This window comes from Mesorhizobium sp. WSM2561, from assembly GCF_000513915.1.
Classification (GTDB): domain Bacteria; phylum Pseudomonadota; class Alphaproteobacteria; order Rhizobiales; family Rhizobiaceae; genus Mesorhizobium; species Mesorhizobium muleiense.
This window is the reverse complement of the sequence record NZ_AZUX01000003.1, coordinates 194522-220397: the sequence shown is the minus strand read 5'-3', so window position 1 is coordinate 220397 and position 25876 is coordinate 194522. Positions and strand designations below refer to the sequence as shown.

Genomic DNA, 25876 nt, shown 5'->3' with positions numbered 1-25876 from the left:
CGCTGAGCGCTGGCGCCAGGCGCATCATCGAGGACCGGTGGTGCGTCGGTGCATTTTAAACGAAGAGGCGACAATGAGCATTTCGGCTGCACAGGTCAAAGAACTCCGCGACTTGACCGGCGCGGGCATGATGGACTGCAAGATGGCGTTGAACGAGACCAACGGCAACATGGAAGAGGCCGTCGACTGGCTGCGCAAGAAGGGCATCTCCAAGGCCGACAAGAAGGCCGGCCGTACCGCGGCCGAAGGGCTCATCGGCGTCGATTCCGGCGTGCGTGAGGCGGCGGTCGTCGAGGTCAATTCCGAGACCGACTTCGTTGCCCGCAACGCTGCCTTCCAGGAGATCGTCGCCAATGTCGCCAAGGTGGCGCTCGCCTATGGCGGCAAGACCGAGGCCGTTGCAGCCGCCCCGTATCCGGGTTCCGACAAGTCGGTTGCCGACACCATCAAGGACGCTGTCGGCACCATTGGCGAGAATCTTGGCTTCCGCCGTTCGGCCAAGCTCACCGTCGAGCAGGGCGCCGTCGCAACCTACGTCCACAATGCGGTTGCCGACGGCCTTGGCAAACTCGGCGTGCTGGTCGCCATCGAGACGTCAGGCAACGCGCAGGCCGCCAACGCCTTTGCGCGTCAGGTCGCCATGCATGTCGCCGCCACCAACCCGATGGCGCTGACCGCGGAAGAACTCGACCCGGCGGCGGTCGAGCGCGAGAAGGCGATCTTCGCCGACCAGGCGCGCCAGTCCGGCAAGCCGGAAGCGATTATCGAGAAGATGGTCGAGGGCCGCCTGCGCAAGTTCTACGAAGAGGTCGTGCTGCTCAAGCAGGCTTTCGTGCTCAATCCCGACATCACCGTCGAGAAGGCGCTGCAGGATGCCGAGAAGGAAATCGGCGCACCGGCCAAGATCACTGCCTATCTGCGCTTCGCGCTCGGCGAGGGCATCGAGAAGGACGAGACCGATTTTGCGGCGGAAGTCGCGGCGGCGGTCAAGAAGTAAAACGCACTCTATCTTTCTGAAAGACTTTACGGCCGGGTGTCCGCGAGGATGCCCGGCCGATTTCTTGCGCGGTATCGATGAAGGCCAGGCGTCGGCGACAGGCCGGCTGGCTATCTGCTCATGCCCGGATCTGCTCATGCAAGGATCTGCACGCACAAGTTGCATTTGCCGGTGTAAGCCAATGGCTGGAAGAGCGTTTGCCGGTTCCGGCGCCGCGTGACATCGCAGCGCCCTTCGTGTATCGGAACGCCAAATGTTTCGGGGCAGCGCCTGCGCGGGAAGCCGCCCCGGCGCGTCACACGCATAATGATGAGGACCAGATGACGGTGAAGCCCCTCTACCGACGTGTCTTGCTGAAAGCGTCGGGCGAAGCGCTGATGGGTGAGCAGCATTTCGGCATCGACGTGTCGGTGGTCGATCGCATCGCCGCCGACATCGCCGAGGCCCGCACCCTTGGCATCGAGGTCGGGGTCGTCATCGGCGGCGGCAACATCTTTCGCGGCGTCGCCGTTGCCTCCAAGGGCGGAGATCGCGTCACCGGCGACCACATGGGCATGCTCGCCACCGTCATCAACTCGCTGGCGCTGCGCACCTCGTTGAACAAGATCGGGGTCGACGCGGTGGTGCTGTCTGCAATCGCCATGCCTGAGCTTTGCGAGAGCTTTTCGCAGCGCCAGGCGACCGCCTACATGAACCAGGGCAAGGTCGTCATCTTTGCCGGCGGCACCGGCAATCCGTTCTTCACCACCGATTCGGCCGCGGCGCTGCGCGCGGCGGAAATCGGCGCCGACGCGCTGTTCAAGGGCACCCAGGTCGATGGCGTCTATTCCGCCGATCCCAAGAAGGACCCGCATGCGACCCGCTTCGAGCGCATCAGCCATGGCGAAGTCATAAAACGCGGTCTTTCGATCATGGATACGGCCGCGATTGCACTTGCGCGCGAAAACAACATCCCGATAATCGTCTATTCGATCCACGAGAAGGGTGGTTTCGGTGATATTCTGAGGGGCGGCGGGCGTTGCACGGTCGTCACGGACGACTGATCAGGAGCCCGATGCCGAACCGAAGGTTTTCCGTAGGCGAAAAACGGGAACCGGTTTTCGGATCGAGGCTTGAATACGGGTTACCCTGAAGTGAACCCGGCTAGCGGGTCGAGGAGACGATGATGAGTGGCGAATACGATGATCTCAAACGGCGCATGGACGGGGCGATCGCTGCGTTCAAGCACGATCTGGCTTCGCTGCGGACCGGCCGCGCGTCGAGCAACCTGCTCGACGCGATCCAGGTGCAGGCCTACGGCACCACCATGCCGATCAACCAGGTGGCAAACGTGTCGGTGCCGGAGCCGCGCATGATTTCGGTTTCGGTCTGGGACAAGTCGATGGTCGGTGCGGTCGATCGCGCCATCCGTGAATCCAATCTCGGCTTCAATCCGATCGTCGACGGCACCAATCTCAGGATTCCGCTGCCCGAGCTCAACGAACAGCGCCGCAAGGAACTGGTCAAGATCTCGCATGGTTATGCCGAGAATGCGCGCATCGCCGTGCGCCACGTGCGCCGGGACGGCATGGAATTCCTCAAAAAGGCGGAAAAGGACGGCGATATCAGCGAGGACGATCATCGCAAGCGGTCCGACCAGGTCCAGAAGCTCACCGACGAGATGATCGGCACCATCGACCATCTGCTTTCCGATAAGGAAGCTGAAATCATGCAGGTTTAGGGTCTGGCCACTGCTGGCTCGAAAGCGAGAACATGACAAGCCCCGCGCATGTCGCGATCATCATGGACGGAAACGGACGCTGGGCCAAGGCGCGTGGCTTGCCCCGGCTTGCTGGGCATCGTGCCGGCGTCGAGGCGCTGCGCAACACGGTGCGCGCCGCTCCTGGCCTTGGCATCTCGTTCCTCACCGTCTACGCCTTCTCGTCGGAAAACTGGTCGCGGCCGAAGTCCGAAGTCAGCGACCTGATGGGCCTGTTGAAAATCTTCATCCGCCGCGACCTCGCCGAACTGCACCAAAATGGCGTGCGGGTCAGGATCATCGGCGACAGGGCAGGGCTGCAATCTGACATCAGGAGCCTGCTTGAAGAGGCCGAAACGCTGACCGTCCGCAACGACGCGCTGACCCTGGTCATCGCTTTCAACTATGGCGGACGCGACGAGATCGTGCGCACCGCGCGGAAGCTTGCCGCGGCGGTGGCGCGCGGCGAGCTCGACAGCGAGGCGATCACGGCCGAATCCTTTGCCGGCTCTCTCGACACCCAGGGTATTCCGGATCCGGAACTGGTCATCCGCACCAGCGGCGAGCTCAGGCTGTCGAATTTCCTTCTGTGGCAAGCGGCTTACAGCGAACTTGTCTTCCTGCCTTGCTACTGGCCCGATTTCAGCCGCGAGCATTTGGCTGACGCATTGCGCGACTTTGCCGGTCGCGAGCGCCGTTTCGGCGGGCTTGGCGCTGAAGGCGTCGCCGTGACAGCCAAGGGATGAGCAACCTTCAGCTTCGCGTTATTTCTGCCGTCGTGCTTGCGGTCGTCACTCTCGGCCTGACCTGGCTCGGCGGACTGCCCTTCCGGCTGCTTTGCGCCGCCATGACGATCCTGATCTTCTACGAATGGACGCGAATGTGCCGCCCGGTCGCCGCCACGGGTCTTGGTCTTCTGCCGGAAGCGCTGCTTCTGGTTTTCGTCGGCGCCTTGGTCGCCGGCCTGCCGGCGTCCTGGCTGCTGCTTCTTGTGGCGGTGATGGTCGTTGTCACCGTGGTCGTGGCTTCGATGCGCCAGCCTTCGATGCGCCAGGCGGGACAGTGGGACGCGTCCGGCCTTGCCTATGCTGGCATTTCCGGCTTGTCACTTGCTCTTTTGCGCGACGGCGACCATTCCGGCCTCGTCGCCATTCTCTTCCTGTTCGCGGTGGTTTGGGCGACCGACATAGCAGCTTATTTCGTCGGCCGCGCTGTCGGCGGGCCGAAGCTGGCGCCATCGATCTCGCCGGGCAAGACGCAGAGCGGGGCGCTCGGCGGCGCCGTCGGCGGCGTGGTTGCCGGGCTGCTTCTGGCCGCGGCGGCCGGAGCCGGCAATCTGGCAGTGCTCGGCGTCGTCGCGCTGGTGCTTTCGCTCGTCTCCCAGGCTGGCGACCTTTTCGAATCATGGGTGAAGCGGCGCCACAACCGCAAGGATTCGGGCACGCTGATACCGGGCCATGGCGGCGTCATGGACCGGGTCGACGGGCTTGTCGCGGCGGCTTTCGCCCTGTACGTCATCGGCTGGATTTCGGCGACCGCCGACCATCCGGCACAGTGGCTGTTTCCAGCTTGATCGGCATTGGCTCTTTATCGGCATTGATTCGGGGGCCTGGTTTCTTGACCTGCGCAGGCTGCGCCATGGATACGCTTGGATTGATGCCACAGTCGCGGTACCACCGTGCTGCGGACGAATTTTGAGGACATGAATTGAACGAGATTCTTCACGCGGTTTTCAACACGGAGGGCTTTGTCCTCGGCACGCTGGTGCCTTTCCTGTTCGTGCTGACCGTCGTCGTGTTCGTTCACGAGATGGGCCATTATCTCGTCGGCCGCTGGTGCGGCATCGGCGTGAAGGTCTTTTCGATCGGCTTCGGCCCGGAACTCTTCGGCTTTAATGACAGCCATGGCACGCGCTGGAAACTCTGCGCCATTCCACTCGGCGGCTACGTCAAATTCGTCGGCGACATGAACGCCACCTCGAGCCAGCCCAGTTCGGAGGAGATCGAAACGCTGACAGCTGCCGAACGCAAGGTCGCTTTTCACACGCAGCCGGTCTGGAAGCGCGCGGCAACTGTGGTGGCCGGCCCGCTGTTCAATTTTCTGCTGACGATCGCCGTCTTTGCGGTGCTGTTTTCCGCCTATGGCCGGCCCGTGCTGGAGCCAATGGTGGCTGAAGTCACCGCGGGCAGCCCAGCGGCCAGGGCCGGCATCCTGCCCGGAGACCGCTTCGTCAGCGTCGACGGCAGCAAGGTCCAGACCTTCGCCGACGTCCAGCGCCGGGTCTCGGGCCGCGGTGGCGACCCCATCACCTTCGTCATGTTGCGCGACGGCAAGGAGATCACCGTTACGGCGACGCCGGAATTGATGGAGCAGCAAGACGGGCTGGGCAACAAGGTCAAGGTGGCGGTGATCGGCGTCGTCAACAACCAGGAATTCGGCCAGCCCAGGCTGATCACTTACAGCCCGGTCGGAGCGGTAGGGGCGGCGGTCGAGGAGACGGGATACATCATTCAGCGCACCGGTCAGTTCCTGCAGCGTTTCGTTGTCGGTCGCGAAGACAAATGCCAGCTGGGCGGCCCAATCAAGATCGCAAAGATGTCGGGGCAGGCGGCAAAACTCGGCTTCGACTGGCTTGTGCAACTTGTCGCGCTGCTGTCGGTCGGGATCGGTATTCTGAACCTTTTGCCGATTCCTCCGCTCGACGGCGGCCATCTCCTGTTCTACGGCGTGGAGGCCATCATTCGGCGACCGGTGTCGGAACGGATGATGGAGTTGGGCTACAGGGCTGGCCTGCTTCTCGTCTTGGGCTTCATGGGGTTTGTTTTCTGGAACGACCTGTTTGGATGCTGAAATCATGAAGAAATTTGGCTTCAGCACAGCCCATGTTGAGACGCCGTTTACCATGCGTGGGGATATGCGTGACGCGAAAGCCACGCAATTGGGTTAAGTAAATACAAATTAACCAGGAGCCTTGCGTGTAGGGAAAATCCGGTTAATACGGTAGGGGAAATTACCGCACGTCCGGTTTTCTCGCCGTGGGGACTTCGAGAAAAGGTACAAAAGCCCGATGAAGGCAGCATCCAAGTTTCTGAGCGCCGCGTCCGCGGTGGCCCTGTCCGCCGCCCTGGTCGTACCAGGTGCGCTCGCAGTGCAGTTCGTTGCCACATCGGCGGCCGAGGCCGCTGTTGTTTCAAGAGTTGAAGTCAGCGGCAATCAGCGTGTCGACGCCGAGACGATCCGCAACTACGTCACGATCAAGCCCGGCAGGCCGTTTTCCAGCGCCGATATCGACGAGGCGGTCAAGGCGCTGTTCGGCACCGGGCTGTTCTCGGACGTCCAGATCAACCAGGTCGGTTCGACGCTGGTCATCAAGGTTTCCGAATATCAGGTCGTGAACCAGGTGCTGTTCCAGGGCAACAAGAAGCTCAAGGACAACGCGCTGGCGGCCGCGGTCCAGTTGAAGCCGCGTGGAACATTCTCTCAGCAGGCGCTCGATGCCGATGTCGAGGCGGTCAAGGCTGCCTACAGGCGTATCGGCCGCGACGACGCCGCCGTGACCACCCAGATCATGGATCTCGGCGACAACCGCGTGAACGTGGTGTTCAACATCAACGAAGGCGGCCGCACGCAGATCGCCGCGATCAATTTCGTCGGCAACAGCGCCTACTCGAGCCGTCGCCTGTCCGACGTCATTTCGACCAAGCGCTCGACCATCCTTTCGTTCGTGCTGCGCGACGACGTCTATGACGAAGACAAGCTCAACGCCGACCAGGAGTTGCTGCGCCGTTTTTATTACAATCACGGCTATGCCGACTTCCAGGTGATTTCCGCGGTCGGCGAACTCGACGAAACCACCAACAAATACACGGTGACCATCACCGTGCAGGAGGGCGAGCGCTACACCTTCGGCGACATCAGCGTCGAGAGCACGATTCCCGAGGTCGACGGCGCATCGCTGCAGTCGGTGGTCGAAACCCACAAGGGCGATGTCTACAACGCCGAGAATGTCGAAGACACCATCATCGCATTGACCGAGAGGGTCGCCGGTTCCGGCTATCCCTTCGCCCAGGTGACGCCGCGCGGCGACCGTAATTTCGAGAACCACACCATTTCAGTGGTCTATACGATCGACCAGGGCACCAAGGCCTATGTCGAGCGCATCGAGATTCGCGGCAACGACCGGACACGCGACTATGTCATTCGCCGAGAGTTCGACGTGAGTGAGGGCGATGCCTTCAACCAGGTTCTCATCCAGCGCGCGAAGAAACGGCTGGAAGCGCTCGATTTTTTTGAGAAAGTCGAGGTTTCGACCGTGCCCGGCTCTGAGCCGGACCAAGTGGTGCTGGTGGTCGACGTGGTCGAGAAATCGACCGGCGAGTTCTCCGTCGGCGCCGGCTATTCGAGCGGTGGCGACACCGAAGGCCCGACCGTCGAAGGATCGATCAGCGAACGCAACTTCCTCGGACGCGGCCAGTTCATCAAGCTCTCGGCGGGCGGCGGCAAGAATTCGCGCGACTACAGCTTCTCCTTCACCGAGCCCTATTTCCTCGGGCGGCGCATTGCCGCCGGTTTCGATGTCTTCAACCGGACCAGGGAACGCGACGACTACAAGAGCGAGACGCTAGGCGCGACAGTGCGCTTCGGCCTGCCGATCACCGACGACATCTCGACGCAGCTGGCGTACAATATCTCCCAGGAGAAGTACGAGCTCGACGAAGACTGCGAGACCAACGGCGACTACGACCCCCTCAAATGCAACATTTCTACGGCTATCCTGGACGGCATCGCGGAAAGCCCGTGGCTCAAGTCGTCGGTCAGTCTCGGCCTGGTCTACAACACCATCGACGACATGAAGAACCCGCACGAAGGCATCTTTGCCAATGTCACCACGGAATTCGCCGGCCTCGGTGGCGACGCCAAATTCGTCAAAGTGACAACGCGTGGCAGCGTCTACCAGACATTGTCCGAGCAGCTTGATCTGGTGGGGGTGATTTCCGGCGGGGCTGGCCATATCCAAGGCTACGGCGGCGATGGCGACCTGCGCATCTTCGATCATTTCCAGAGCAACGACCGCATGATCCGTGGCTTCGCTTACGGCGGTATTGGGCCGGTCGACAATGAAGACGCCGACGACCATCTTGGTGGCACCACCTATTTCAATGCCTCGGCGGAAGCCCAGTTCCCAATGCCGGTCATTCCGGAAAGCTTCGGCCTGCGCGGCGCGGTGTTCGCCGACGCGGCGACGCTCTATGGCAGCAAGATCGATGCTTCACTGGTCGATCAGTCCACGGTCGACATGCAGTGGCGTGCCTCTGTCGGCGTCGGCCTGATGTGGGCGTCGCCCTTTGGCCCGATCCGCATCGACTATGCGATCCCGGTCCTCAAGGAGGACACCGACGAGGTGCAGGAATTCAACTTCGGCATATCGTCCCGGTTCTAATAGGTGGGCAACGATAACTTCCGGGCCGTAGCGGTCCGGAAGAAAGTAATTCGACACTACGGCGCCGCGCGTCCTCCTGGACGCGCAAAGGACGCTGCAGGGCTTTGATTTTGCGCATTATCCTTTCCGAAAATCGATTTCGATTTTCGGGGTCGTGCGCTAGCTGGATATAGCTTCTGGAATGACCGATCCGGTGTTCTTCGCGCCATCACGCCGGTATACGGCTGGCGAAGTCGCGAATCTGACCGGCTCGGTGCTTGTCGATTCCGACCTCTCCGATAGATCGATCGAAGCCTTGGCGCCGGCAAGCGAAGGCGGCGAGCACGCTCTTGTCTTTGTCGATGGCAGACGCAACTTCGCGCTGATGCAATCGCTGCGAGCAGCGGCGGTTCTATGCCCCGCCGAATTTGCCGGCAAGGCGCCGGCGGGTATCGCGGTTCTGATCCATCCGCGCCCGCAACAGGCTTTCGCGATGGTCGGCCGCCTGCTTTTCCCGGCGGCTGCGACACCGGCGCCGATGACCGGCGAAACTGGTATCTCGCCGCATGCCCATATCGATCCATCGGCGCGCGTCGAGGCCGGCGCGATCGTCGAGGCCGGCGCGATCATCGGCCCTCGCGCTTCTATCGGCAGCGGAACCGTCATTGCTCCTCATGCCGTTATCGGTCCCTCCTGCCAGTTCGGCCGCGACGGCTATGTCGGCCCAGGCGCCAGCATCCAGTACGCGCTGATCGGCAACCGTGTCATCATTCATGGCGGCGCCCGCATCGGCCAGGACGGTTTTGGCTTCGTGGCCGGCGCCAAGGGCCCGGAGCGCGTGCCGCAAATCGGCCGGGTCGTCATCCAGGACGACGTCGAGATCGGCTCCAATACCACGGTCGATCGCGGCGCCATGTCCGACACGATTATCGGTCAAGGCACCAAGATCGACAATCTGGTCCAGATCGCTCATAACGTCCGCATCGGCCGCAATTGCATAATCGCCGGCCTTTCGGGTATTTCCGGTTCCGTAACGGTGGGCGACAACGTCACCATGGGTGGCGGTGTCGGTCTTGCGGATCACCTGACGGTAGGGACAGGGGCCAAGCTTGCTGCAAGAAGCGGGTTCATGAGCAACGTCCCCGCAGGCGAGATTTGGGGAGGGTACCCGGCGCAGCCGATGGCGGAAGCCATGCGGGAGATCGCGGCTCTGCGAAGACTGGCCAGGGCGCGCAAATCGGGCGACGGAGGGAAGAGCTGAGATGGTTGCGGCGACAACGCTCGAGGCGGTCGACATATTGGGGCTGATGAAGCTCCTGCCGCATCGCTATCCGTTCCTGATGATCGACCGCATCATCGATATCGATGGCGACGAGTCCGCCACCGGCATCAAGAACGTGACCATAAACGAGCCGCATTTCCAAGGTCATTTCCCGGATCAGCCGGTCATGCCCGGCGTGCTGATCGTCGAGGCGATGGCGCAGACGGCCGGCGCCATCTGCATCCGCAGCCTAGGCACCGAAAAACCGTCGCTGGTCTATTTCCTGACCATCGACAACGCCAAATTCCGTAAACCGGTCGTTCCCGGCGACCAGTTGAAGATCCATGTGAAGAAAATCAAGAAACGCGGCAACCTTCTCAAATTCGCCTGCGAGGCTCTCGTCGACGGCGTCAAGGCCGCGGAAGCCGAGATCTCGGCGATGATGGTCGCGAGCGACTGACGATCGAATGCTTATGAAAATCCAGACAGTCATCCATCCATCGTCGGTCATCGAGGCCGGCGCAAAAATCGGCGAAGGCGTCCGCATCGGGCCATTCTGCCACATCAGCGCCGACGCGGTGCTCGGCGACCGCGTCGAACTGGTCAGCCACATCTCGGTGATGGGCGCGACCACCATCGGTGCGTCGACCAAGGTCTATCCGATGGCGACACTGGGCGCGCCGCCGCAGAATACCAAGCACAAGGGCGGCCGCACCACGCTGGTCGTCGGTGAGAACTGCACGATCCGCGAAGGCGTGACCATGCACCTCGGCACCGATTCCAGCCGCGGCGAGACGACGATCGGTGACAACGGCAACTTCCTTGCCTACGCCCACATCGCCCATGATTGCATCGTCGGCAAGAACGCCACCTTCGCCAATCAGGCGACGTTGGGCGGCCATTGCGAGATCGGCGACAACGTCTATATCGGTGGTCTCAGCGCCGTTCATCAGTTTGTCCGCGTCGGCGACAACGCCTTTCTCGGCGGTTGCTCGGCATTCGTCGGCGATGTCATTCCCTACGCCATCGCCGTCGGCAATCGCGCCAGCCTTCGCGGCCTCAACATCATCGGCCTGAAGCGCGCCGGCCTGCCGCGCTCCGAGATCCACACGCTGCGCAAGGCCTACAAGACGATCTTCGATCGCTCCCGAACCGTCGGCGAAAACATCGAGTTCGCCAAGGCGGAATTCACCTCGTCACCGACCGCCATGAAGATCATCGATTTCATCGCCAGTCGCGGTAAGCGGCACTACGCCGTCCCGTCGCTCAAGGCCGGCGGCGGCGACGATGCCGATGACGAAGATTGAGGGCAGATGACGAAGATTGAGGCCAGCCGGACGGGCCTTGATCTCGCGCCAGACGCCAGGGTCGGCATCATCGCCGGCGGCGGCAGTTTGCCGGTCGAAGTCGCCAGGGCGCTTGTTGGGCAAGGCAAGTCTCCCTTCGTGGTAATAGTGGCGGGCGAGGTCGACCGGATAGCCGACTTCGACGCCTATGAGCAGGCGACGTTGAGGCTGGAGGATGTCGGCTCACTGCTGCCGACGCTCAAAAATAGTCATGTTACCCATTTGGTGACAGCGGGCCATATCACACGCCGCCCCAGGCTGAGCGCCATGCGCCTCAATCTCGGCCTGCTCGCCTGGGTGCCCAGCCTTCTTGTCGGCGTAACCCAAGGCGACGACACCGTGTTGAAACTATTCGTGCGAAGGGTCGAGCGCAGCGGCATCAAGGTGGTCGGCGCCCATGAGATCGTGCCGGAACTGGTCGCCGCCGAAGGCGCGCTGACCAAGGCAGCGCCGCGGAAATCCGACTGGCGCGACATCAAAGCGGCCCACGCAGCGGCAATGGCCATCGGCGCGCTGGATATCGGTCAGGCGGCTGTTGCGATCGGCGGCCGCGCCATCGCGCTGGAAGGCATCGAGGGTACCGACGGATTGCTCGATCGAACACTGCAGTTGCGCGGCCATGGCAGACTGGCCGGCAGAACGCGCGGCGTCCTGGTCAAATGCGCCAAGCCTGGCCAGGAGTTGCGCGCCGATCTGCCCTCCATCGGCCCGCAGACGATCGAGGCGGCGCATGCCGCCGGACTTGCCGGCATTGCCATCGAAGCCGGCCGCTCGCTGGTTCTCGAAGGCCCGACAGTCGTCGCTCGCGCCAACGCGCTCGGCCTGTTCGTGATCGGCCTGCCTGCTGCGGAGCCGACGCATGGCGACTGAGCGACCGCTGAAGATCGCCATCGTCGCCGGCGAAGAATCCGGCGATCTGCTTGGCGCCGACATCGTCGAGGCGCTCAAGCGCATGACCGGCCGCGAGGTCCGGCTCGTCGGCATCGGCGGCCGGCATTTGCAGGCGCTCGGCCTCACGCCGCTGTTCGACGGCGGCGAGATCGCGCTGATGGGATTGAGCGCCATCCTGCGCGATCTGCCGCGCCTGATACGACGGATCAGCCAGACGGCCGGTGCGGTCGCCAATGAAAAGCCCGACTGCCTCATCACCATAGACAGCCCGGATTTTTCGCTGCGCGTGGCGAAAAAGGTGCGTGCCGCCGATCCGGCAATCCCGATCGTCCACTATGTCTGCCCGAGCGTCTGGGCATGGCGGCCGGGCAGGGCGGTGGCGATAAAACCGTATGTCGACCACATCCTCTGCATCCTGCCTTTCGAAGTGAGGGAACTCGCCCGCCTCGGCGGCCCGACCGGCACCTATGTCGGCCATCGCCTTACCCACGATCCGGGCGTACTCGGCGCCGCCAAGGCGCAAAGCCTGCCGCGCGACCTGTCCGACGATCGTGTGAAGACACTGCTTGTGCTGCCCGGCTCGCGTCGCGGCGAGGTGCGACGGCTGGCCGGCCCGTTCGGCAAGACGATCTCGATCCTTCGTGCGCGCGGACACCGCTTGCGCCTGCTGTTGCCGACGGTGCCGCATGTCGCCGACCTGGTCAGGGCTTCGGTGGCAAGCTGGGACGAGAAGCCGGAGATCCTCCTTGATCCCGAGCGCAAATGGCAGGCCTTCGGCAAGGCCGATGCAGCGCTGATCGCATCGGGAACGGTGTCGCTGGAACTGGCGCTGTCGGGTGTGCCGATGATCTCCTGCTACCGGCTCGATCCGGTCATGCGGATGGCCCAACGCCTGATCACCGTATGGAGCGCCTCCTTGCCCAATCTCATCGCCGACCGCCCGATCGTGCCGGAAAGCTACAACGAATATGTGCGACCGCACTACCTGGCGCGGCAGTTGGAGGCGCTGTTTTCCGACACCGCCTATCGTGCATGGCAGAAGGAGGGTTTTGCCGAGGTGGCCAGACGCATGGCCGTCGACAGACCGTCCGGCGACATCGCTGCGGGGGTCGTGATGAGGTGTATCAAGCGGTGAATGGTGAAGTGGTGAATAGTGAATGGTGAATGGTGAATGGTCGTGCTTGACCATAGGCCACAAAGAGACCCCGCTTCACTATTCACTATTCACTATTCACTATTCACCGTTTAGCAATCGGCACGTAGTCGCGTTCCGGCGCACCTGTATAGAGCTGGCGCGGGCGGCCGATCTTCTGGTGCGGGTCCTCGATCATCTCCTTCCACTGCGCGATCCAGCCGACGGTGCGGGCGACCGCGAACAGCACAGTGAACATGGTGGTGGGGAAGCCCAGCGCCTTCAGCGTGATGCCGGAATAGAAATCGACGTTCGGATATAGCTTCTTCTCGATGAAGTAGGAATCGGTCAGAGCGATCCTTTCCAGTTCCATGGCGATGTCGAGCAGCGGATCGTCCTTGATGCCGAGTTCGCCCAAAACCTCATGTGCGGTCTTCTGCATGATCTTGGCGCGCGGATCGTAGTTTTTGTAGACGCGGTGGCCAAAGCCCATCAATCGGAACGGATCGTTCTTATCCTTGGCGCGGGCGATGAACTCCGGGATGTGGTCGACTTGGCCGATCTCGCCCAGCATGTTCAAGGCTGCCTCGTTGGCGCCGCCATGGGCCGGTCCCCACAGGCAGGCGATGCCGGCGGCGATGCAGGCGAACGGATTGGCGCCCGACGAGCCGGCGAGGCGAACGGTCGAGGTCGAGGCGTTCTGCTCGTGATCGGCGTGCAGGATGAAGATGCGCTCCATCGCACGCGCCAGCACCGGGTTGATCTTGTATTCCTCGCACGGCACGGCAAAGCACATATGCAGGAAGTTGGCCGCGAAATTCAGCTCGTTCTTCGGGTAAATGAAGGGTTGGCCGATGTGGTATTTGTAGGCCATCGCCGCGATCGTCGGCATCTTGGCGATCAGCCGCATCGATGCGACCATGCGCTGGTAGGGGTCCGAGATGTCGGTGGAATCGTGATAGAAAGCTGACAGCGCACCGACCACGCCGCACATCACCGCCATCGGGTGGGCGTCGCGGCGAAAGCCGGTGAAGAAGCGCGACATCTGCTCGTGCACCATGGTGTGGCGCGTCACCCGGTAGTCGAAATCGTCCTTCTGCGCCTTGGTCGGCAGTTCGCCGTAGAGCAGGAGATAACAGACTTCGAGGAAGTCGCCGTGCTCGGCCAACTGGTCGATCGGATAACCGCGATGCAAAAGGATGCCGGCATCGCCATCGATGAAGGTGATTTCCGACTCGCAACTTGCCGTCGAGGTGAAGCCGGGATCGTAGGTGAAGGCCCCGGTGGTGCTGTAAAGCGCGCCGATATCGATGACGTCAGGTCCGACCGAGCCGCTTCGCACCTTGAGTTCGTGAGTTTTGCCGCCGAATTCAAGTTTCGCGGTCGACGCGTGGGTTTTGCCGCCAAATTCCATTTTTGTCGCAGCTTCGGACATTGCAAACTCCTTTTTGTTTTCTCATGTCGGCAAAGGCAAAATTTCTGCAACGCAACACGTCGAAAGTATCGGAGTTCGCGCGTTTGCGTCCGCAATTGGATTTGCGTGCCAAATTGGGCCAAGACCTAATGTTGCACTGCGAAACCCACCTTTCAATGCCAATCTTCTTGGGCCAGTTTTGCTAATCGATTTGATCCGCGACGCGCGCCAGGCTTTCCTCGCGGCCAAGCACGGCAAGCACGTCGAACACGCCGGGCGAGGTGCTTTTGCCGGTGAGCGCCGCGCGCAGAGGTTGGGCCACAGCGCCAAGCTTATGGCCGCCGGCGAGCGCATATTGGCGGATCGCCGCTTCGGCCGCTGCGGCCGTCCAATCCCCTGAAATCGCCTTCAGCGCCGCATGGGCGCCCCGCAGGATCTCGCGCGCCTCACCGCCGAGCAGCGCCGCCGCCTTCTCGTCGATCGGCAGCGGCCGCTCGGCAAACAGGAAGGCGGCACCGTCAACCAGCTCGACCAGTGTCTTGGCGCGCTCCTTCAAGCCGGGCAGGGCGGCCAGCAACTGCGCCTTGCGGGTGTCGTCGAGGCGCGCTGCGATCGCCGGGCCGCCTTCGAGATAGGGCAAGGTGTTGATGAAGATATCGAGCAATTCGGCGTCGTTCATGCGCCGCATATGCACGCCGTTCAGTGCCTCGAGCTTGGCGAAATCGAAGCGGGCGGCCCCCTTGTTGACATCGCCGATGTCGAACCACGCAATCATGTCGGTGATCGACATGACCTCGTCGTCGCCGTGGCTCCAGCCGAGCCGCGCCAGGTAGTTGAGCAGTGCCTCGGGCAGATAGCCCATGGCGCGATAGGCTTCGACGCCGAGGGCGCCGTGCCGCTTCGACAGCTTGGCGCCGTCGGCGCCATGGATCAGCGGGATATGCGCCATTGACGGCACCTCCCAGCCCAAGGCTCGATAGATCACCATTTGGCGGGCGGCATTGGTCAGATGGTCGTCGCCGCGGATGATGTGGGTGATGCCCATGTCGTGGTCGTCGACGACGACGGCATGCATATAGGTCGGGTTGCCGTCCGAGCGCAGGATGATGAAATCGTCGAGGTCCTTGTTGGGGAAGCGGACTTCGCCCTGCACGCGGTCATGCACCACCGTCTCGCCTTCGGCCGGCGCCTTGATGCGGATCGCGCCTCTGGCGCCAACCGGTGCCTCTGACGGGTCGCGGTCGCGCCAGCGGCCGTCATAGCGGGGAGGCAAGCCCTTGGCCCGCGCACTCTCGCGCATCGCCTCCAGCTCGGCCGGCGTCGCATAGCAGTGATAGGCTTTGCCGAGGCGCACCAGCTCCTCGGCGACCGCGCGGTGGCGCGGCGCGCGCTCGAACTGCGATACCGGCTCGCCGTCCCAGGTGAGGCCGAGCCAGGAGAGCCCATCGAGGATGGCAGCGGTTGCCGCATCGGTCGAACGCTCGCGATCGGTGTCCTCGATGCGCAGCAGCATCCTGCCGCCAGTGTGTTTCGCGTACAGCCAATTGAACAGCGCCGTGCGTGCCCCGCCAATATGCAGGAATCCGGTGGGCGAAGGGGCAAAACGGGTGACGACCTTGTCGGACATGAAACTCTCGGGGCAAGCGCAGGAAACGGATGTGGCTGCGCGGACTTTCGCGCGTTGCGCGTTCATGTAGCATAGGAGGTCAAGGGCGCAAGGGGCGAACCCTATGGCTGGACCAGGCCGCGGCGTGGACGAGAGCGAGGGCGCGAACGCAAGCGTCAGCGAACGATCGCTGTTCGCCGACGTTCCCCACGAGCCGCTACCCGTTTCGCTGCCGGCGTCGCCGCCGGGCATCCAGCCTCTTTGGCCGGACCGCTCCGCGCCGATACCGGCTCCAGCACCCGGCCCTGTCATTCGTTTTCGCCGACTGCTCAGCCATCTTTCACCATCCGGTGTCCGCAACAGCGTGGCCTCCGCAGCCGGCCTGGAACTCGACCGCGGCGTCGCCTTCCTGCTGGTGCCGGTTTTTCTGGCATGCGGGGTGATCGTCTATTTTTCGCTTGCCGTCGAACCGGACTTTGCCCAGCCGATTGCCGTCGTGGTCCTCACGGCATTGTGTGCGGCCGTCACGCGCTCACGCCGCAAAACGCACCTGTGCTTCATGGCAGCGTTGCTGTGCGCGTTTGGTGTGCTCGCCGCCAAGGTTGAAACTTGGCGCGCCGGAACGAAGATGCTCGGTTCGGAAATCCAGACCCGGCTGACCGGCCGTGTCGTCAGGCTCGACCAGATGGCGAACGGCCGGATCAGGCTGACCATCGACGTGATGTCGACCGCCCGGCCGACACTGCGTTATGCACCCGAACGTGTCAGGGTGTCGGCACGCAAGATTCCCGCTGAGATGACCGCAGGCTCGGTGGCAACCGGCTATGTGAGGCTTCTGCCTCCGACTGGCCCGGTCAGACCGGACAGCTTTGACTTTTCCTTTGACAGCTATTTCGCCGGTATCGGTGCCAGTGGCTTTTTCCTCGGCAGTCCAAAGATCGTCGTCTCCGAAGATGCACCGTTAACCGCACGCCTTTCTTCGTCGATCGAGAAGGCGCGCGAAACCATCGCCGACCATATCAGGGACAGCATCGGTGGTGCCGAGGGGGAGATTGCCGCTGCGCTGATCGTCGGCGTGCGTGCCGGCATCCCCGAAGAGATAAACGAATCGATGCGGCGCACCGGCATCTACCACATCATCTCCATTTCCGGCCTGCACATGGCGCTTGTCGCCGGCACCGTCATGGGATTGCTGCGCAGCGCCTTTGCGCTATTTCCCGACTTTTCGTCGCGCCGGCCGGTCAAGAAATATGCGGCTGCTGCCGCACTCGTCTCCATCGCTGCCTATCTGATTTTCTCCGGTATCGTGGTCGCGGCTGAACGCAGCTTCATCATGCTGGCGGTAATGCTTGTCGCCGTGCTGTTCGACCGGGCGGCACTCACCATGCGCAACCTGGCGATTTCGGCCATCGCCGTCATCGTCGTGTCGCCGCACGAGGTGGTCGGCGCAAGCTTCCAGATGTCCTTCGCTGCGACTGCGGCTCTCGTGGGCGCCTATGCCGGTTGGTCCGCCTTTCGTGCCGACAAGGCCAAGGCGCCGCGACAGCGACGGTCACCGGCCGCTTTCGTCACGCGCAAGCTCGTCGCTGGGGCAGGCACCATCGCAATGACCTCCATCATTGCCGGCAGCGCCACCGCGCTCTTCGCCATCTGGCACTTCCAGCGCGTCTCGCCGCTCAGCCTGTTCGCCAATCTGGCCGTCATGCCGATCGTCACGATCGTCATGTTCCTGGCCGTCCTCAGCGCCTTGGCAATGCCTTTCGGCCTCGACGGCCCTTTCCTCTACATGATGGGCAAGGGCCTGACGGCGATGATTGCAATTTCGGGATGGATCTCGGAGCGTTCGCCGGTCGATGCAGTCGGCCTGATTTCGTTGCAATCGGTTCTGCTGGTGACGGTCGCCTTGGTCATCGCCACGATGGCGACGACGTGGCTGCGGCTTGCGGCACTTCCCTTTGCGCTCGCCGGCCTGCTGACGATTTCCGAGACGCGCACCCCCGACGTGCTGATCTCGGAGGATGCGCATCTGGTGGCGCTGCCGATCGGCGGCGGCGAACTTGCCGTCAACCGGGTGCGTTCGAACGAATTCACCACCGACAACTGGAAACATGCGCTGGTTTCAACAACGATCGTCGAGCCGGAGACATTCGAAAAAGGAGATGTGCGGTTCGACATCGCCGATCCGGCCGACCTGCCGCCGGGAGCGCCTTTCACCTGCACTGCCGGCCTGTGCCTGGCCCGGCATCCGTCCGGCGCGCTCATCGCGCTCGCCGACAACCGTAAAACCGCGCGGCCGGCCTGTGCCTTTGCGGATTTGATCGTCATCGACGATGCCACAGCCTATTACAAACCCTGCCGCAACCCGCTGGTTCTCGTCGTCACCAAACGGCAGCTCGCTCGCATGGGCAGTGCCGCCGTCTTCTTCGATCCGCTATCGGCGACGACGCGCGCAGAAATCCGTTTTGCCGTCAGACAGCCATATAGGCCTTGGCATGAGCAGCGGCGGTTTTCGCGCGAGGCGAGGGGCCTGCCGCCGTACCTCAGGGCCGAGAAACCCAAGAAGCCTGCCGTTCAGTAACGCCGGATCAGTCCGACGAGCTTGCCCTGCACCTTGACCCGGTCCGGCCCGAAGATGCGCGTCTCGTAGGCCGGATTGGCGGCTTCCAGTGCGATCGAGGCACCTTTGCGGCGGAATCGTTTCAGCGTCGCTTCCTCCTCGTCGACCAGAGCGACAATGATCTCGCCAGGCTGGGCGGTGTCGGCGTTGCGGATGATGACCGTGTCGCCGTCGAAGATGCCGGCCTCGATCATCGAATCGCCCTTGACCTCCAGCGCGTAGTGCGTGCCGCCGGTGATCATGTCCGGTGGCACCGAGATCGAATGCGTCTGGTGCTGGATGGCGTCGATCGGCACACCGGCAGCGATGCGGCCCATCACCGGTATGGAGACGGTGGCAACGACGTCGTCGTCATTGCCGGCCGCACGCATGCGCGAAGGCGCCGGCTTGATCTGGCGTCCGAGGCCGCCCTGTCCAAGCCCGCCCTGGCCAAGGCTGCCTTGAATGACGCTCGGCGAGAATTTGCGCGCCGCATTGAGGCCCGGCGCGATCGAATCGGGCAGGCGCAGCACCTCCAGCGCGCGGGCGCGGTTGGGCAGGCGGCGAATGAAACCGCGTTCCTCCAGCGCCGTGATCAGCCGGTGGATCCCCGATTTGGAGGCGAGGTCGAGCGCTTCCTTCATCTCGTCGAACGAGGGCGGAATGCCGCTTTCCTTCAGCCGCTCGTGGATGAACATCAGCAGTTCATGTTGTTTGCGTGTCAGCATCGCGACCCCCAACAGAATCAGAAAAACAAACCCAGAACAAACACTATCTGTTCCAGTTGTGTTCCGCAACCATTTAAAGTTTAATGAATGTGTTGACGTTTTGTTCAGCGTAGCATCAGCACGCTGCAGGCGGCGCCCGCTGCGGTTGCGGGAGCGAATGGCTCGCGCACGACCAGTCCGTTGGCGTCGGCCAGCATTCTGAGCATCGAGGAATCCTGGATACTGAACGGCGTTGCCTCAAGCGTGCCGGCTTCTTCCTTCACCACCGCGCGTACATAGTCCTGCCGGAGATCGTTGGCCGGCATGGCGGCGCCGAGCCGCGCCTGACGCATGTCCTGGCGGAAGGCGCGGCCGCCGAGCCGCGCCAGCAGCGGCTTCAGAAAGAGCTGCGTGCAGACCAGGCTGGCCACCGGATTGCCGGGCAGGCCGATGCAGCGGATGGCGCCCAGCCGCCCGAACATCAGTGGCTTGCCGGGCCGCATGGCGATTTTCCAGAAATCGAGCGCCATGCCTTCGCCGGTTAGCACGTCATGGACGAGGTCGTGGTCGCCGACCGAGGCGCCGCCCAGCGTGACGATGACGTCCGCGCCTGCGTCGACCGCTTTTCTCACCAGCGCGGCGATCGCCTCCTTGCGGTCGGGGGCGATGCCGAGATCGAGTGCGCTGGCGCCGACCGAGCGGGCCGCGGCGGCGACGCCATAGGCATTGGAGGAGATGATCTGGTCGGGGCCGAGGTCGCTGCCCGGCGGCAGCAATTCGTCGCCGGTGGCGATGATGGCGACCAGCGGCCGTTTCACCACGCGGACCTGCTGGTGGTTGGCCGACGCCGCCAGCGACAATGCCGCCGGATCAAGCAGGCGGCCTTTCTCCAGCAGCGCGTCGCCCTGCGAGAAATCGAGCCCGAGGCGGCGGATGTTGCGGCCTTCAACCGTCGGCGCGGTCACTTCGACGATGCCGCCGCCGAGGTCGCGGACATTCTCCTGGATGACGATGGTGTCGGCGCCCGCGGGAAGCGGCGCGCCGGTGAAGACGCGCACGGCCTGCGCCGGGCCGACTGTTCCGGCAAAGCCTCGTCCGGCCGGCGCCATGCCGATCACCGAAAGTCTCGCGGGCACGGACGCGACATCGTCGGCCCGCACGGCATAGCCGTCCATGGCTGACGCGTTGAATGGCGGCTGGGTGCGGAGCGCGATGAGCGGCCCCGCCAGCACGCGGTCGGCGGCGTCCATCAGGGCGACGCTTTCAGCCTGCAAGGGCGCAGCATCCGCAAGCAGGCGCTCGAGCGCCTCGGCGACCGCAAGCAGCGCCATTATCGGCCTGCCCCCTGGGCGTCCGCCTTGTAGTCGCCGGATTTGCCGCCGGTCTTTTCCACCAGCCTGATGCCGGAGATCGCCATGCCGCGATCGACCGCCTTGGCCATATCATAGATGGTCAGGCAGGCGACCGAGACGGCGGTCAGCGCTTCCATCTCGACGCCGGTCTTGCCGGTGACGCGGGCCAGCGCCGTGACCTTCAGGCCGGGCAGCTTCGCGTCCGGTTCGATGTCTACCGATATCTTGGTCAACAGCAGCGGATGGCAGAGCGGGATCAGCTCATGCGTCCTCTTGGCCGCCATGATGCCGGCGATGCGCGCCGTGCCCAGCACGTCGCCTTTCCTGGCATCGCCGTCGAGAATCATTTTCAGCGTTTCGGGCCGCATCGAGACAAGACCTTCGGCGATTGCCGTGCGGGTCGTCTCCGCCTTGTCGCCGACATCGACCATATTGGCTTCGCCTTCCGCGCCAAGATGGGTGAGGGCGGCGGACATCGTCAGGTCACCCTGGAGCGACGTGCGTCCGTTTGGACGCCCAAAGCACGCTCTAGGGCTTTGTATCTATGCATCATGCTCTCCGAACATCGATTCCGATTTTCGGGCAGATGCATTGGCGGGCGCCTTGCCCGTCAAAAGCAGATGCGTCGCAGTGGCCACGTCATGTTGCCGCATCAGGCTCTCGCCGACGAGGAAAGTGCCAATGTCGCTCCGTTCCAGCCTGCGGCAGTCCTGGTGCGAGAAAATACCGCTCTCGCTGACCAGCAGCCGGTCGGCCGGCACCATCGCCGCGAGCCGCTCCGACGTCTCGATGCTGGTTTCGAATGTCCGGAGATTGCGGTTGTTGATGCCGATCAGCCGCGACGACAGTTTCAGCGCGCGTTCCGTCTCGGCCTCGTCATGCACCTCGACCAGCGCGTCCATGCCGAGCTCGAAAGCCGTCGTTTCGAGTTCCCTGGCCACGGCGTCATCGACGCTCGCCATGATGATCAGGATGGCGTCCGCGCCCCACGCACGGGCCTCGAACACCTGATAGGGCTCGAACAGAAAATCCTTGCGCAAAGCCGGCAATGTCACGGCGCTGCGCGCATCGGTGAGGAATTCAGGCGCCCCCTGGAAAGACGGCGCATCGGTCAGCACCGACAGGCAGGCAGCCCCACCTTTGGCATAGGCCTGGGCCAGCGCCGGCGGATCGAAATCGGCGCGGATCAGGCCCTTGGACGGGCTCGCCTTCTTGATCTCGGCGATCAGCGCGAAACTGCCGGATTTGCGTTTGGCTTCAAGGGCCGAGAGAAAGCCGCGCGGTGCATCGGTAGCCCTCGCCCGTGCCTTGATTTCGGCAAGCGGCACCCGCGCCTTCGCCGCCGCGATCTCGTCGCGCTTGTAGGCTTCGATCTTGCGCAGGATATCAGACACGGCGCTATCCGTTTGAAATCTCGACCAGCCGGTCAAGCACCTTTAGCGCCCGGCCGCTGTCGATGGCTTGCGCCGCCGTCGCCATGCCATCGGCAAGCGTCGTCGCCTTTCCCGCCACCACCAGTCCGGCGCCGGCGTTCATCAGCACCGTATCGCGAAAGGCGCCGGCAGCGCCGCCCAGCATGTCGCGCAGCGCCTGGGCGTTGTAGGCGGCATCGCCGCCGCGCAACTCGTCCTTGGTATGCCGCTTCAGCCCGACCGCTTCCGGGGTCAGCGTAAAGCTGCGGATCTCGCCGCCGACCAGTTCGGCGACCTGGGTTTCGCCGGTGGTGGTGATCTCGTCATAGCCGTCGCCATGGGCGACCCAGGCGTGGTCGGCGCCCAGTGCCTTCAACGTCTCGGCCACCGGCATGATCCATTCCGGCAAGAAGACGCCAACCATCTGCCTGACGACACCAGCCGGATTGGAGAGCGGGCCAAGCAGGTTGAAGATTGTGCGGGTGCCGAGCTCGGCGCGGATCGGGCCGACATGCTTCATCGCCGGATGATGCGCCGGTGCGAACATGAAGCCGACGCCTGCGTCGTGGATGCAGCGGCCGATCGTTTCCGGCGGGATGTCGAGCTTGACGCCAAGCGCGGTCAGCACGTCGGCGGCGCCGGTCTGCGAGGACAGTCCGCGATTGCCGTGCTTGGCCACCGGCACGCCGCAGGCGGCGATGACGAACGCGGATGCGGTCGAGATGTTGACGCTGTGCGAATTGTCGCCGCCGGTGCCGACGATGTCGATGGCGCCAGCCGGCGCGTCGACGCGCAGCATCTTGGCGCGCATGGTGGCGACGGCGCCGGAAATCTCGCTCACCGTCTCGCCGCGCACGCGCAGCGCCATCAGGAAGCCGCCGATCTGGCCGGGCGTAGCGTCGCCCGACATGATGATGTCGAAGGCATCGCGCGCTTCCTCGAAGGAAAGGGAGCTGCCAGCGGCGACCTTGGCGATATGGGTCTTGAGCGCGCTCATCTGGTCAGGGCTTGGGCAACGGCGGTTTGGTCGATGCGAACGTCATATTGCGTCTGCAGCTGCGCCACCAACTGGTCGAGCAGGTCGTCGGACATGCCGGCGGTGAACGATTTCTGCTCGTCGTCCGGCACCGAGCTGGCGTCGGCTCCGGCAGGCTCGAACACTTCGGCAATCCTGAACAGGATCTGTCCGTCGCCGGTGGGCGAGGGGATCAATCCGGTCCCGCCTTCGCCTTCGCCGAACATCGCAGCCGCCCCTTCCTTGCCGAAATCGGCGTCGTCCGCCCCGCGCTTGACGCCGCGCTTGGTCTGCTTCTCAAGCTTGAGCTCGCTCGCGATCACGTCGAGCGTAGTGCCGGCCTCGAGACGCTTTTCGAGCTCCTGCGCTTTTGCGGTGAGCCGCTTGGTCGTTTCCGCCGCCGTCCAGTCGGCCACCACCTTCTGGCGGACTTCATCCAGCGTGCGGTCGCGGGCCGGCGTGACCGAATCCACCTCGTAGAACACGAAGCCGTTGTTGGCAGTGGTGAGGTCGGGATTCTCGGTGCCGGGTTCGGCATCGAACACCGCCTTGATCAGCTCCGGCGATTCCGGCAGATCCTTGACGATGGCGCCGTCCGGCCTCAGGCCGGTGCGATCGATCGCGTCGACGGTGACGACCTTCAGCTTCAGTTTTTCGGCCGCTTGCTCGAGCGTGCTGCCCGAAGCGCGGCTGTCTTCGTAACTGTCATGCACGTCGAGCAGAATGCGGCTTGCCTCGCCCAGCGCCAGGTCCTTGCGGATGTCGGCGGCCACTTCGGCCAGCGGCTTCACCACTTCGGGCTTGATCTCGGTGACGCGCAGCAGCACCGGACCGAAGGCGCCCTGAACGACCGGGCTGACTTCGTTGACGTTGAGCGCAAACGCCGCATCCGCCACCGCCTTGTCGGCGATCTTGTCCTTGGACAGCGTGCCGAGCAGCGTGTCGGCCTGCGTCTTGCCCTCGGCGGCGACGAGTTTGTCGAATGTCGCGCCGGTCTTGAGTGAATCGAGCGCGGCCTTCGCGGCATCGGGCGTTTTGAACACGAGCTGTTCGATGGTGCGCGTTTCCGCCGTGGTGTAGCGCCCCTTGTTCTTGTTGTAGTCGTCGCTGACCTGCTGGTCGGTCACGGCACTCGCATCCATGATGTCTTCCGGCTCGAGCCTGACATAGGAGAATTTGCGGTATTCGGGCGCCGCATAGGTCTTCTTGTTTTCCTCAAAATAGGCCGAAAGCGTAGTGTCGGATGGCGCTTCGATCGGCTCGACCAGCGATTTCGGCAACGTCAAATAGTCGATGGTGCGGTCTTCGCCACGATAGAGCGCGACCGCCTTCAAGAACGTATTCGGGGCCTTGAGGCCGTCCGAAACCGCCTCGACGATCTGCTGGCGCACAGCCACCTGGGCGCGATTCCTGAGATAGTCTTCCGGCCGCATGCCGACCTGTTGCAGTATGTATTCGAAAGTCCTTCTGTCGAAGTTGCCCCCGGGACCCTTGAAGGCCGGGTCTTCATGCGTGAGTTGGGCCAGCCGGTCCTTGGACAGCCCAAGCCCGAGCTTGCGGGCCTGCTCATCGAGGACTGCCCCCGACACGAGTTGCGCCAGCACCTGGTTGTCGAGGCCAAGCGCCGTCGCCTGCTCGCGGCTGATGCGCTGGCCGAATTGCTGCGACATCACGCTGATCTGCCGGTCATAGGCCAGCCGATACTCGTTGATCGACACTTTGGTGCCTCCGGCCGTGACAACGGCGTCGTGGCCTGCAAAACCACCGACCATCTGTCCGGAAATGCCCCAGACGGCGAAGCTCAACACCAACAATATCAGCAGCGCTTTCGCGATCCAGGTCCCCGCCGCGCTTCTCAAGATACCAAGCATGGTCAATTCCGATTTTTTCGCGCATTTCGCATGCGCCGAGTCTGAAACAAGCGCAATAGCGTCCTTCCGGCCGACTGTCGATTGCTTTGTGGGCTGAGTTTGGTAGTGAGGACGCAGCCGAATATTGCCCGGAGAAGCAAATCCCATGACGCTTGGAATCCGCCCGCTGGTCGCCGGCAACTGGAAAATGAATGGCACCAGCGCCTCGCTCAACGAACTCAGGATGATCGGCAACGGCTTCATGAGCGGGCTCGATGCCGAGACCGAAGCGCTGGTCTGCGTTCCGGCGACGCTGCTTGCGCATGCCGCGGAGATCTTGTCGCGCACGCCGGTCCGGGCCGGGGGCGAGGATTGCCACACCAAGGAGAGCGGCGCCCATACCGGCTGTATTTCGGCCGAGATGCTGAAAGATGCGGGCGCCAGTCACGTCATCGTCGGCCATTCCGAACGCCGCGCCGATCACAATGAGGACGACGCCATTGTCCAGGCAAAGGCGTCCGCCGCGTGGCGCGCCGGGCTGGTTGCCATCATCTGCATCGGCGAGACGAGAGCCGAACGCGAGGCGGGCGCTACGCTCGACGTGCTGTCGCGCCAGGTCGCCGGCTCGGTGCCGCCGAACGCCACTGCATCGAATACCGTCATCGCCTACGAGCCGGTATGGGCGATCGGCACGGGACTGACGCCGACCGCCGCCGACGTTGCTGAGGCGCATGCGCATATTCGCGAAAAACTGTCGGAAAGGCTTGGCAGCGCAGCGGCGAAGATGCGCATCCTCTATGGCGGCTCGGTCAAGCCGTCGAACGCGGTCGAACTGCTTGGCGTAAAAAATGTCGACGGCGCGCTGGTCGGCGGCGCCAGCCTGAAGGCGGCGGACTTTCTCGGCATTGCCGAAGCCTATCGAAATATCTCCTAAAGCGCGTCGCGTTTGGCCGGCCTAATGCGACGCGCTTTAGGTTGTTGTTTTTACGCATGTCGTTATCGCAAAACCGCTGCACACCCTCGGGTCAGGCCCAAGGGCATGCTTTTGCGCGACATGCTTTAGCATCGAAAGGCTGTCGGGCACTTCGGATACTGTGCCGCAGCGGAAAATGTTGCAACGGCCGCATTGCTTCCCATATT

At 63.2% G+C, this 25876-nt stretch carries 22 protein-coding genes; 14 read left to right on the top strand and 8 right to left on the bottom strand.

The window, feature by feature from the left end:
- Positions 1 to 73 precede the first annotated feature (73 nt).
- From tsf to lpxB, 12 genes are all read left to right on the top strand, one after another.
- Positions 74 to 997 (top strand): translation elongation factor Ts, encoded by a 924-nt coding sequence (tsf, locus tag M727_RS0105950; RefSeq protein WP_023801220.1) that lies wholly within the window; start codon positions 74 to 76, stop codon positions 995 to 997.
- 320 nt (positions 998 to 1317) lie between these two features.
- On the top strand, positions 1318 to 2040 hold the full coding sequence (pyrH, locus tag M727_RS0105945; protein ID WP_023801221.1) for a UMP kinase: 723 nt from the start codon (positions 1318 to 1320) through the stop codon (positions 2038 to 2040).
- A gap of 122 nt (positions 2041 to 2162) precedes the next feature.
- Entirely contained in the window at positions 2163 to 2717 is a 555-nt protein-coding gene (gene frr, locus M727_RS0105940) for a ribosome recycling factor (RefSeq protein WP_077384157.1), read from the top strand.
- A 32-nt stretch (positions 2718 to 2749) separates the two neighbouring features.
- Entirely contained in the window at positions 2750 to 3481 is a 732-nt protein-coding gene (locus M727_RS0105935) for an isoprenyl transferase (RefSeq protein ID WP_027151897.1), read from the top strand.
- A complete protein-coding gene (locus M727_RS0105930) occupies positions 3478 to 4308 on the top strand; it encodes a phosphatidate cytidylyltransferase (protein WP_027151896.1) in 831 nt (276 codons plus the stop codon). The genes M727_RS0105935 and M727_RS0105930 overlap by 4 nt, the downstream gene beginning before the upstream one ends.
- Positions 4309 to 4442: 134 nt before the next feature.
- Entirely contained in the window at positions 4443 to 5585 is a 1143-nt protein-coding gene (gene rseP, locus M727_RS0105925; protein ID WP_027151895.1) for an RIP metalloprotease RseP, read from the top strand.
- 217 nt (positions 5586 to 5802) lie between these two features.
- On the top strand, positions 5803 to 8175 hold the full coding sequence (gene bamA, locus M727_RS0105920; protein WP_027151894.1) for an outer membrane protein assembly factor BamA: 2373 nt from the start codon (positions 5803 to 5805) through the stop codon (positions 8173 to 8175).
- Positions 8176 to 8356: 181 nt separating this feature from the next.
- Positions 8357 to 9415: a UDP-3-O-(3-hydroxymyristoyl)glucosamine N-acyltransferase gene (lpxD, locus tag M727_RS0105915; protein ID WP_023801227.1), complete on the top strand. Its 1059-nt coding sequence runs from the start codon at positions 8357 to 8359 to the stop codon at positions 9413 to 9415.
- Position 9416: 1 nt separating this feature from the next.
- On the top strand, positions 9417 to 9875 hold the full coding sequence (gene fabZ, locus M727_RS0105910; RefSeq protein ID WP_023801228.1) for a 3-hydroxyacyl-ACP dehydratase FabZ: 459 nt from the start codon (positions 9417 to 9419) through the stop codon (positions 9873 to 9875).
- Positions 9876 to 9888: 13 nt separating this feature from the next.
- Positions 9889 to 10722 (top strand): acyl-ACP--UDP-N-acetylglucosamine O-acyltransferase, encoded by an 834-nt coding sequence (lpxA, locus tag M727_RS0105905; protein ID WP_027151893.1) that lies wholly within the window; start codon positions 9889 to 9891, stop codon positions 10720 to 10722.
- A gap of 6 nt (positions 10723 to 10728) precedes the next feature.
- Entirely contained in the window at positions 10729 to 11631 is a 903-nt protein-coding gene (gene lpxI, locus M727_RS0105900) for a UDP-2,3-diacylglucosamine diphosphatase LpxI (protein ID WP_027151892.1), read from the top strand.
- Positions 11621 to 12787, top strand: a complete 1167-nt coding sequence (gene lpxB, locus M727_RS0105895) for a lipid-A-disaccharide synthase (protein ID WP_027151891.1) — start codon at positions 11621 to 11623, stop codon at positions 12785 to 12787. Before lpxI ends, lpxB begins: the two co-directional genes overlap by 11 nt.
- Positions 12788 to 12890: 103 nt before the next feature.
- On the opposite strand, the gene gltA is transcribed toward lpxB, so the two are convergent.
- Both gltA and gltX read right to left on the bottom strand, forming a co-directional pair.
- Positions 12891 to 14219 (bottom strand): citrate synthase, encoded by a 1329-nt coding sequence (gene gltA, locus M727_RS0105890; RefSeq protein WP_031255684.1) that lies wholly within the window; start codon positions 14217 to 14219, stop codon positions 12891 to 12893.
- Between the two features lie 181 nt (positions 14220 to 14400).
- The gene (gene gltX, locus M727_RS0105885) at positions 14401 to 15825 is read right to left on the bottom strand and encodes a glutamate--tRNA ligase (protein ID WP_027151889.1); all 1425 of its coding nucleotides are present in this window, start codon (positions 15823 to 15825) and stop codon (positions 14401 to 14403) included.
- A 103-nt stretch (positions 15826 to 15928) separates the two neighbouring features.
- On the opposite strand from gltX, the gene M727_RS0105880 reads away from it, so the two are divergent.
- On the top strand, positions 15929 to 18382 hold the full coding sequence (locus M727_RS0105880; protein WP_027151888.1) for a ComEC/Rec2 family competence protein: 2454 nt from the start codon (positions 15929 to 15931) through the stop codon (positions 18380 to 18382).
- Here M727_RS0105880 and lexA read toward each other — a convergent pair.
- The 6 genes from lexA to M727_RS0105850 form a co-directional block, all read right to left on the bottom strand.
- On the bottom strand, positions 18376 to 19128 hold the full coding sequence (gene lexA / locus M727_RS0105875; RefSeq protein ID WP_027151887.1) for a transcriptional repressor LexA: 753 nt from the start codon (positions 19126 to 19128) through the stop codon (positions 18376 to 18378). The two genes, M727_RS0105880 and lexA, sit on opposite strands and share 7 nt — an antisense overlap.
- Before the next feature lie 104 nt (positions 19129 to 19232).
- Entirely contained in the window at positions 19233 to 20438 is a 1206-nt protein-coding gene (gene glp / locus M727_RS0105870; RefSeq protein WP_027151886.1) for a gephyrin-like molybdotransferase Glp, read from the bottom strand.
- A complete protein-coding gene (moaC, locus tag M727_RS0105865; RefSeq protein ID WP_027151885.1) occupies positions 20438 to 20935 on the bottom strand; it encodes a cyclic pyranopterin monophosphate synthase MoaC in 498 nt (165 codons plus the stop codon). The genes glp and moaC overlap by 1 nt, the downstream gene beginning before the upstream one ends.
- A gap of 66 nt (positions 20936 to 21001) precedes the next feature.
- Positions 21002 to 21853: an indole-3-glycerol phosphate synthase TrpC gene (gene trpC, locus M727_RS0105860; RefSeq protein ID WP_027151884.1), complete on the bottom strand. Its 852-nt coding sequence runs from the start codon at positions 21851 to 21853 to the stop codon at positions 21002 to 21004.
- Positions 21854 to 21857: 4 nt separating this feature from the next.
- Positions 21858 to 22868 (bottom strand): anthranilate phosphoribosyltransferase, encoded by a 1011-nt coding sequence (gene trpD, locus M727_RS0105855; RefSeq protein WP_023801239.1) that lies wholly within the window; start codon positions 22866 to 22868, stop codon positions 21858 to 21860.
- Complete coding sequence (locus M727_RS0105850) at positions 22865 to 24757, bottom strand: SurA N-terminal domain-containing protein (RefSeq protein WP_027151883.1); 1893 nt, start codon at positions 24755 to 24757, stop codon at positions 22865 to 22867. The genes trpD and M727_RS0105850 overlap by 4 nt, the downstream gene beginning before the upstream one ends.
- Before the next feature lie 145 nt (positions 24758 to 24902).
- Between M727_RS0105850 and tpiA the strand changes: the two genes are divergently transcribed.
- Positions 24903 to 25670, top strand: a complete 768-nt coding sequence (gene tpiA / locus M727_RS0105845) for a triose-phosphate isomerase (RefSeq protein ID WP_027151882.1) — start codon at positions 24903 to 24905, stop codon at positions 25668 to 25670.
- The last annotated feature ends 206 nt before the right edge of the window (positions 25671 to 25876 follow it).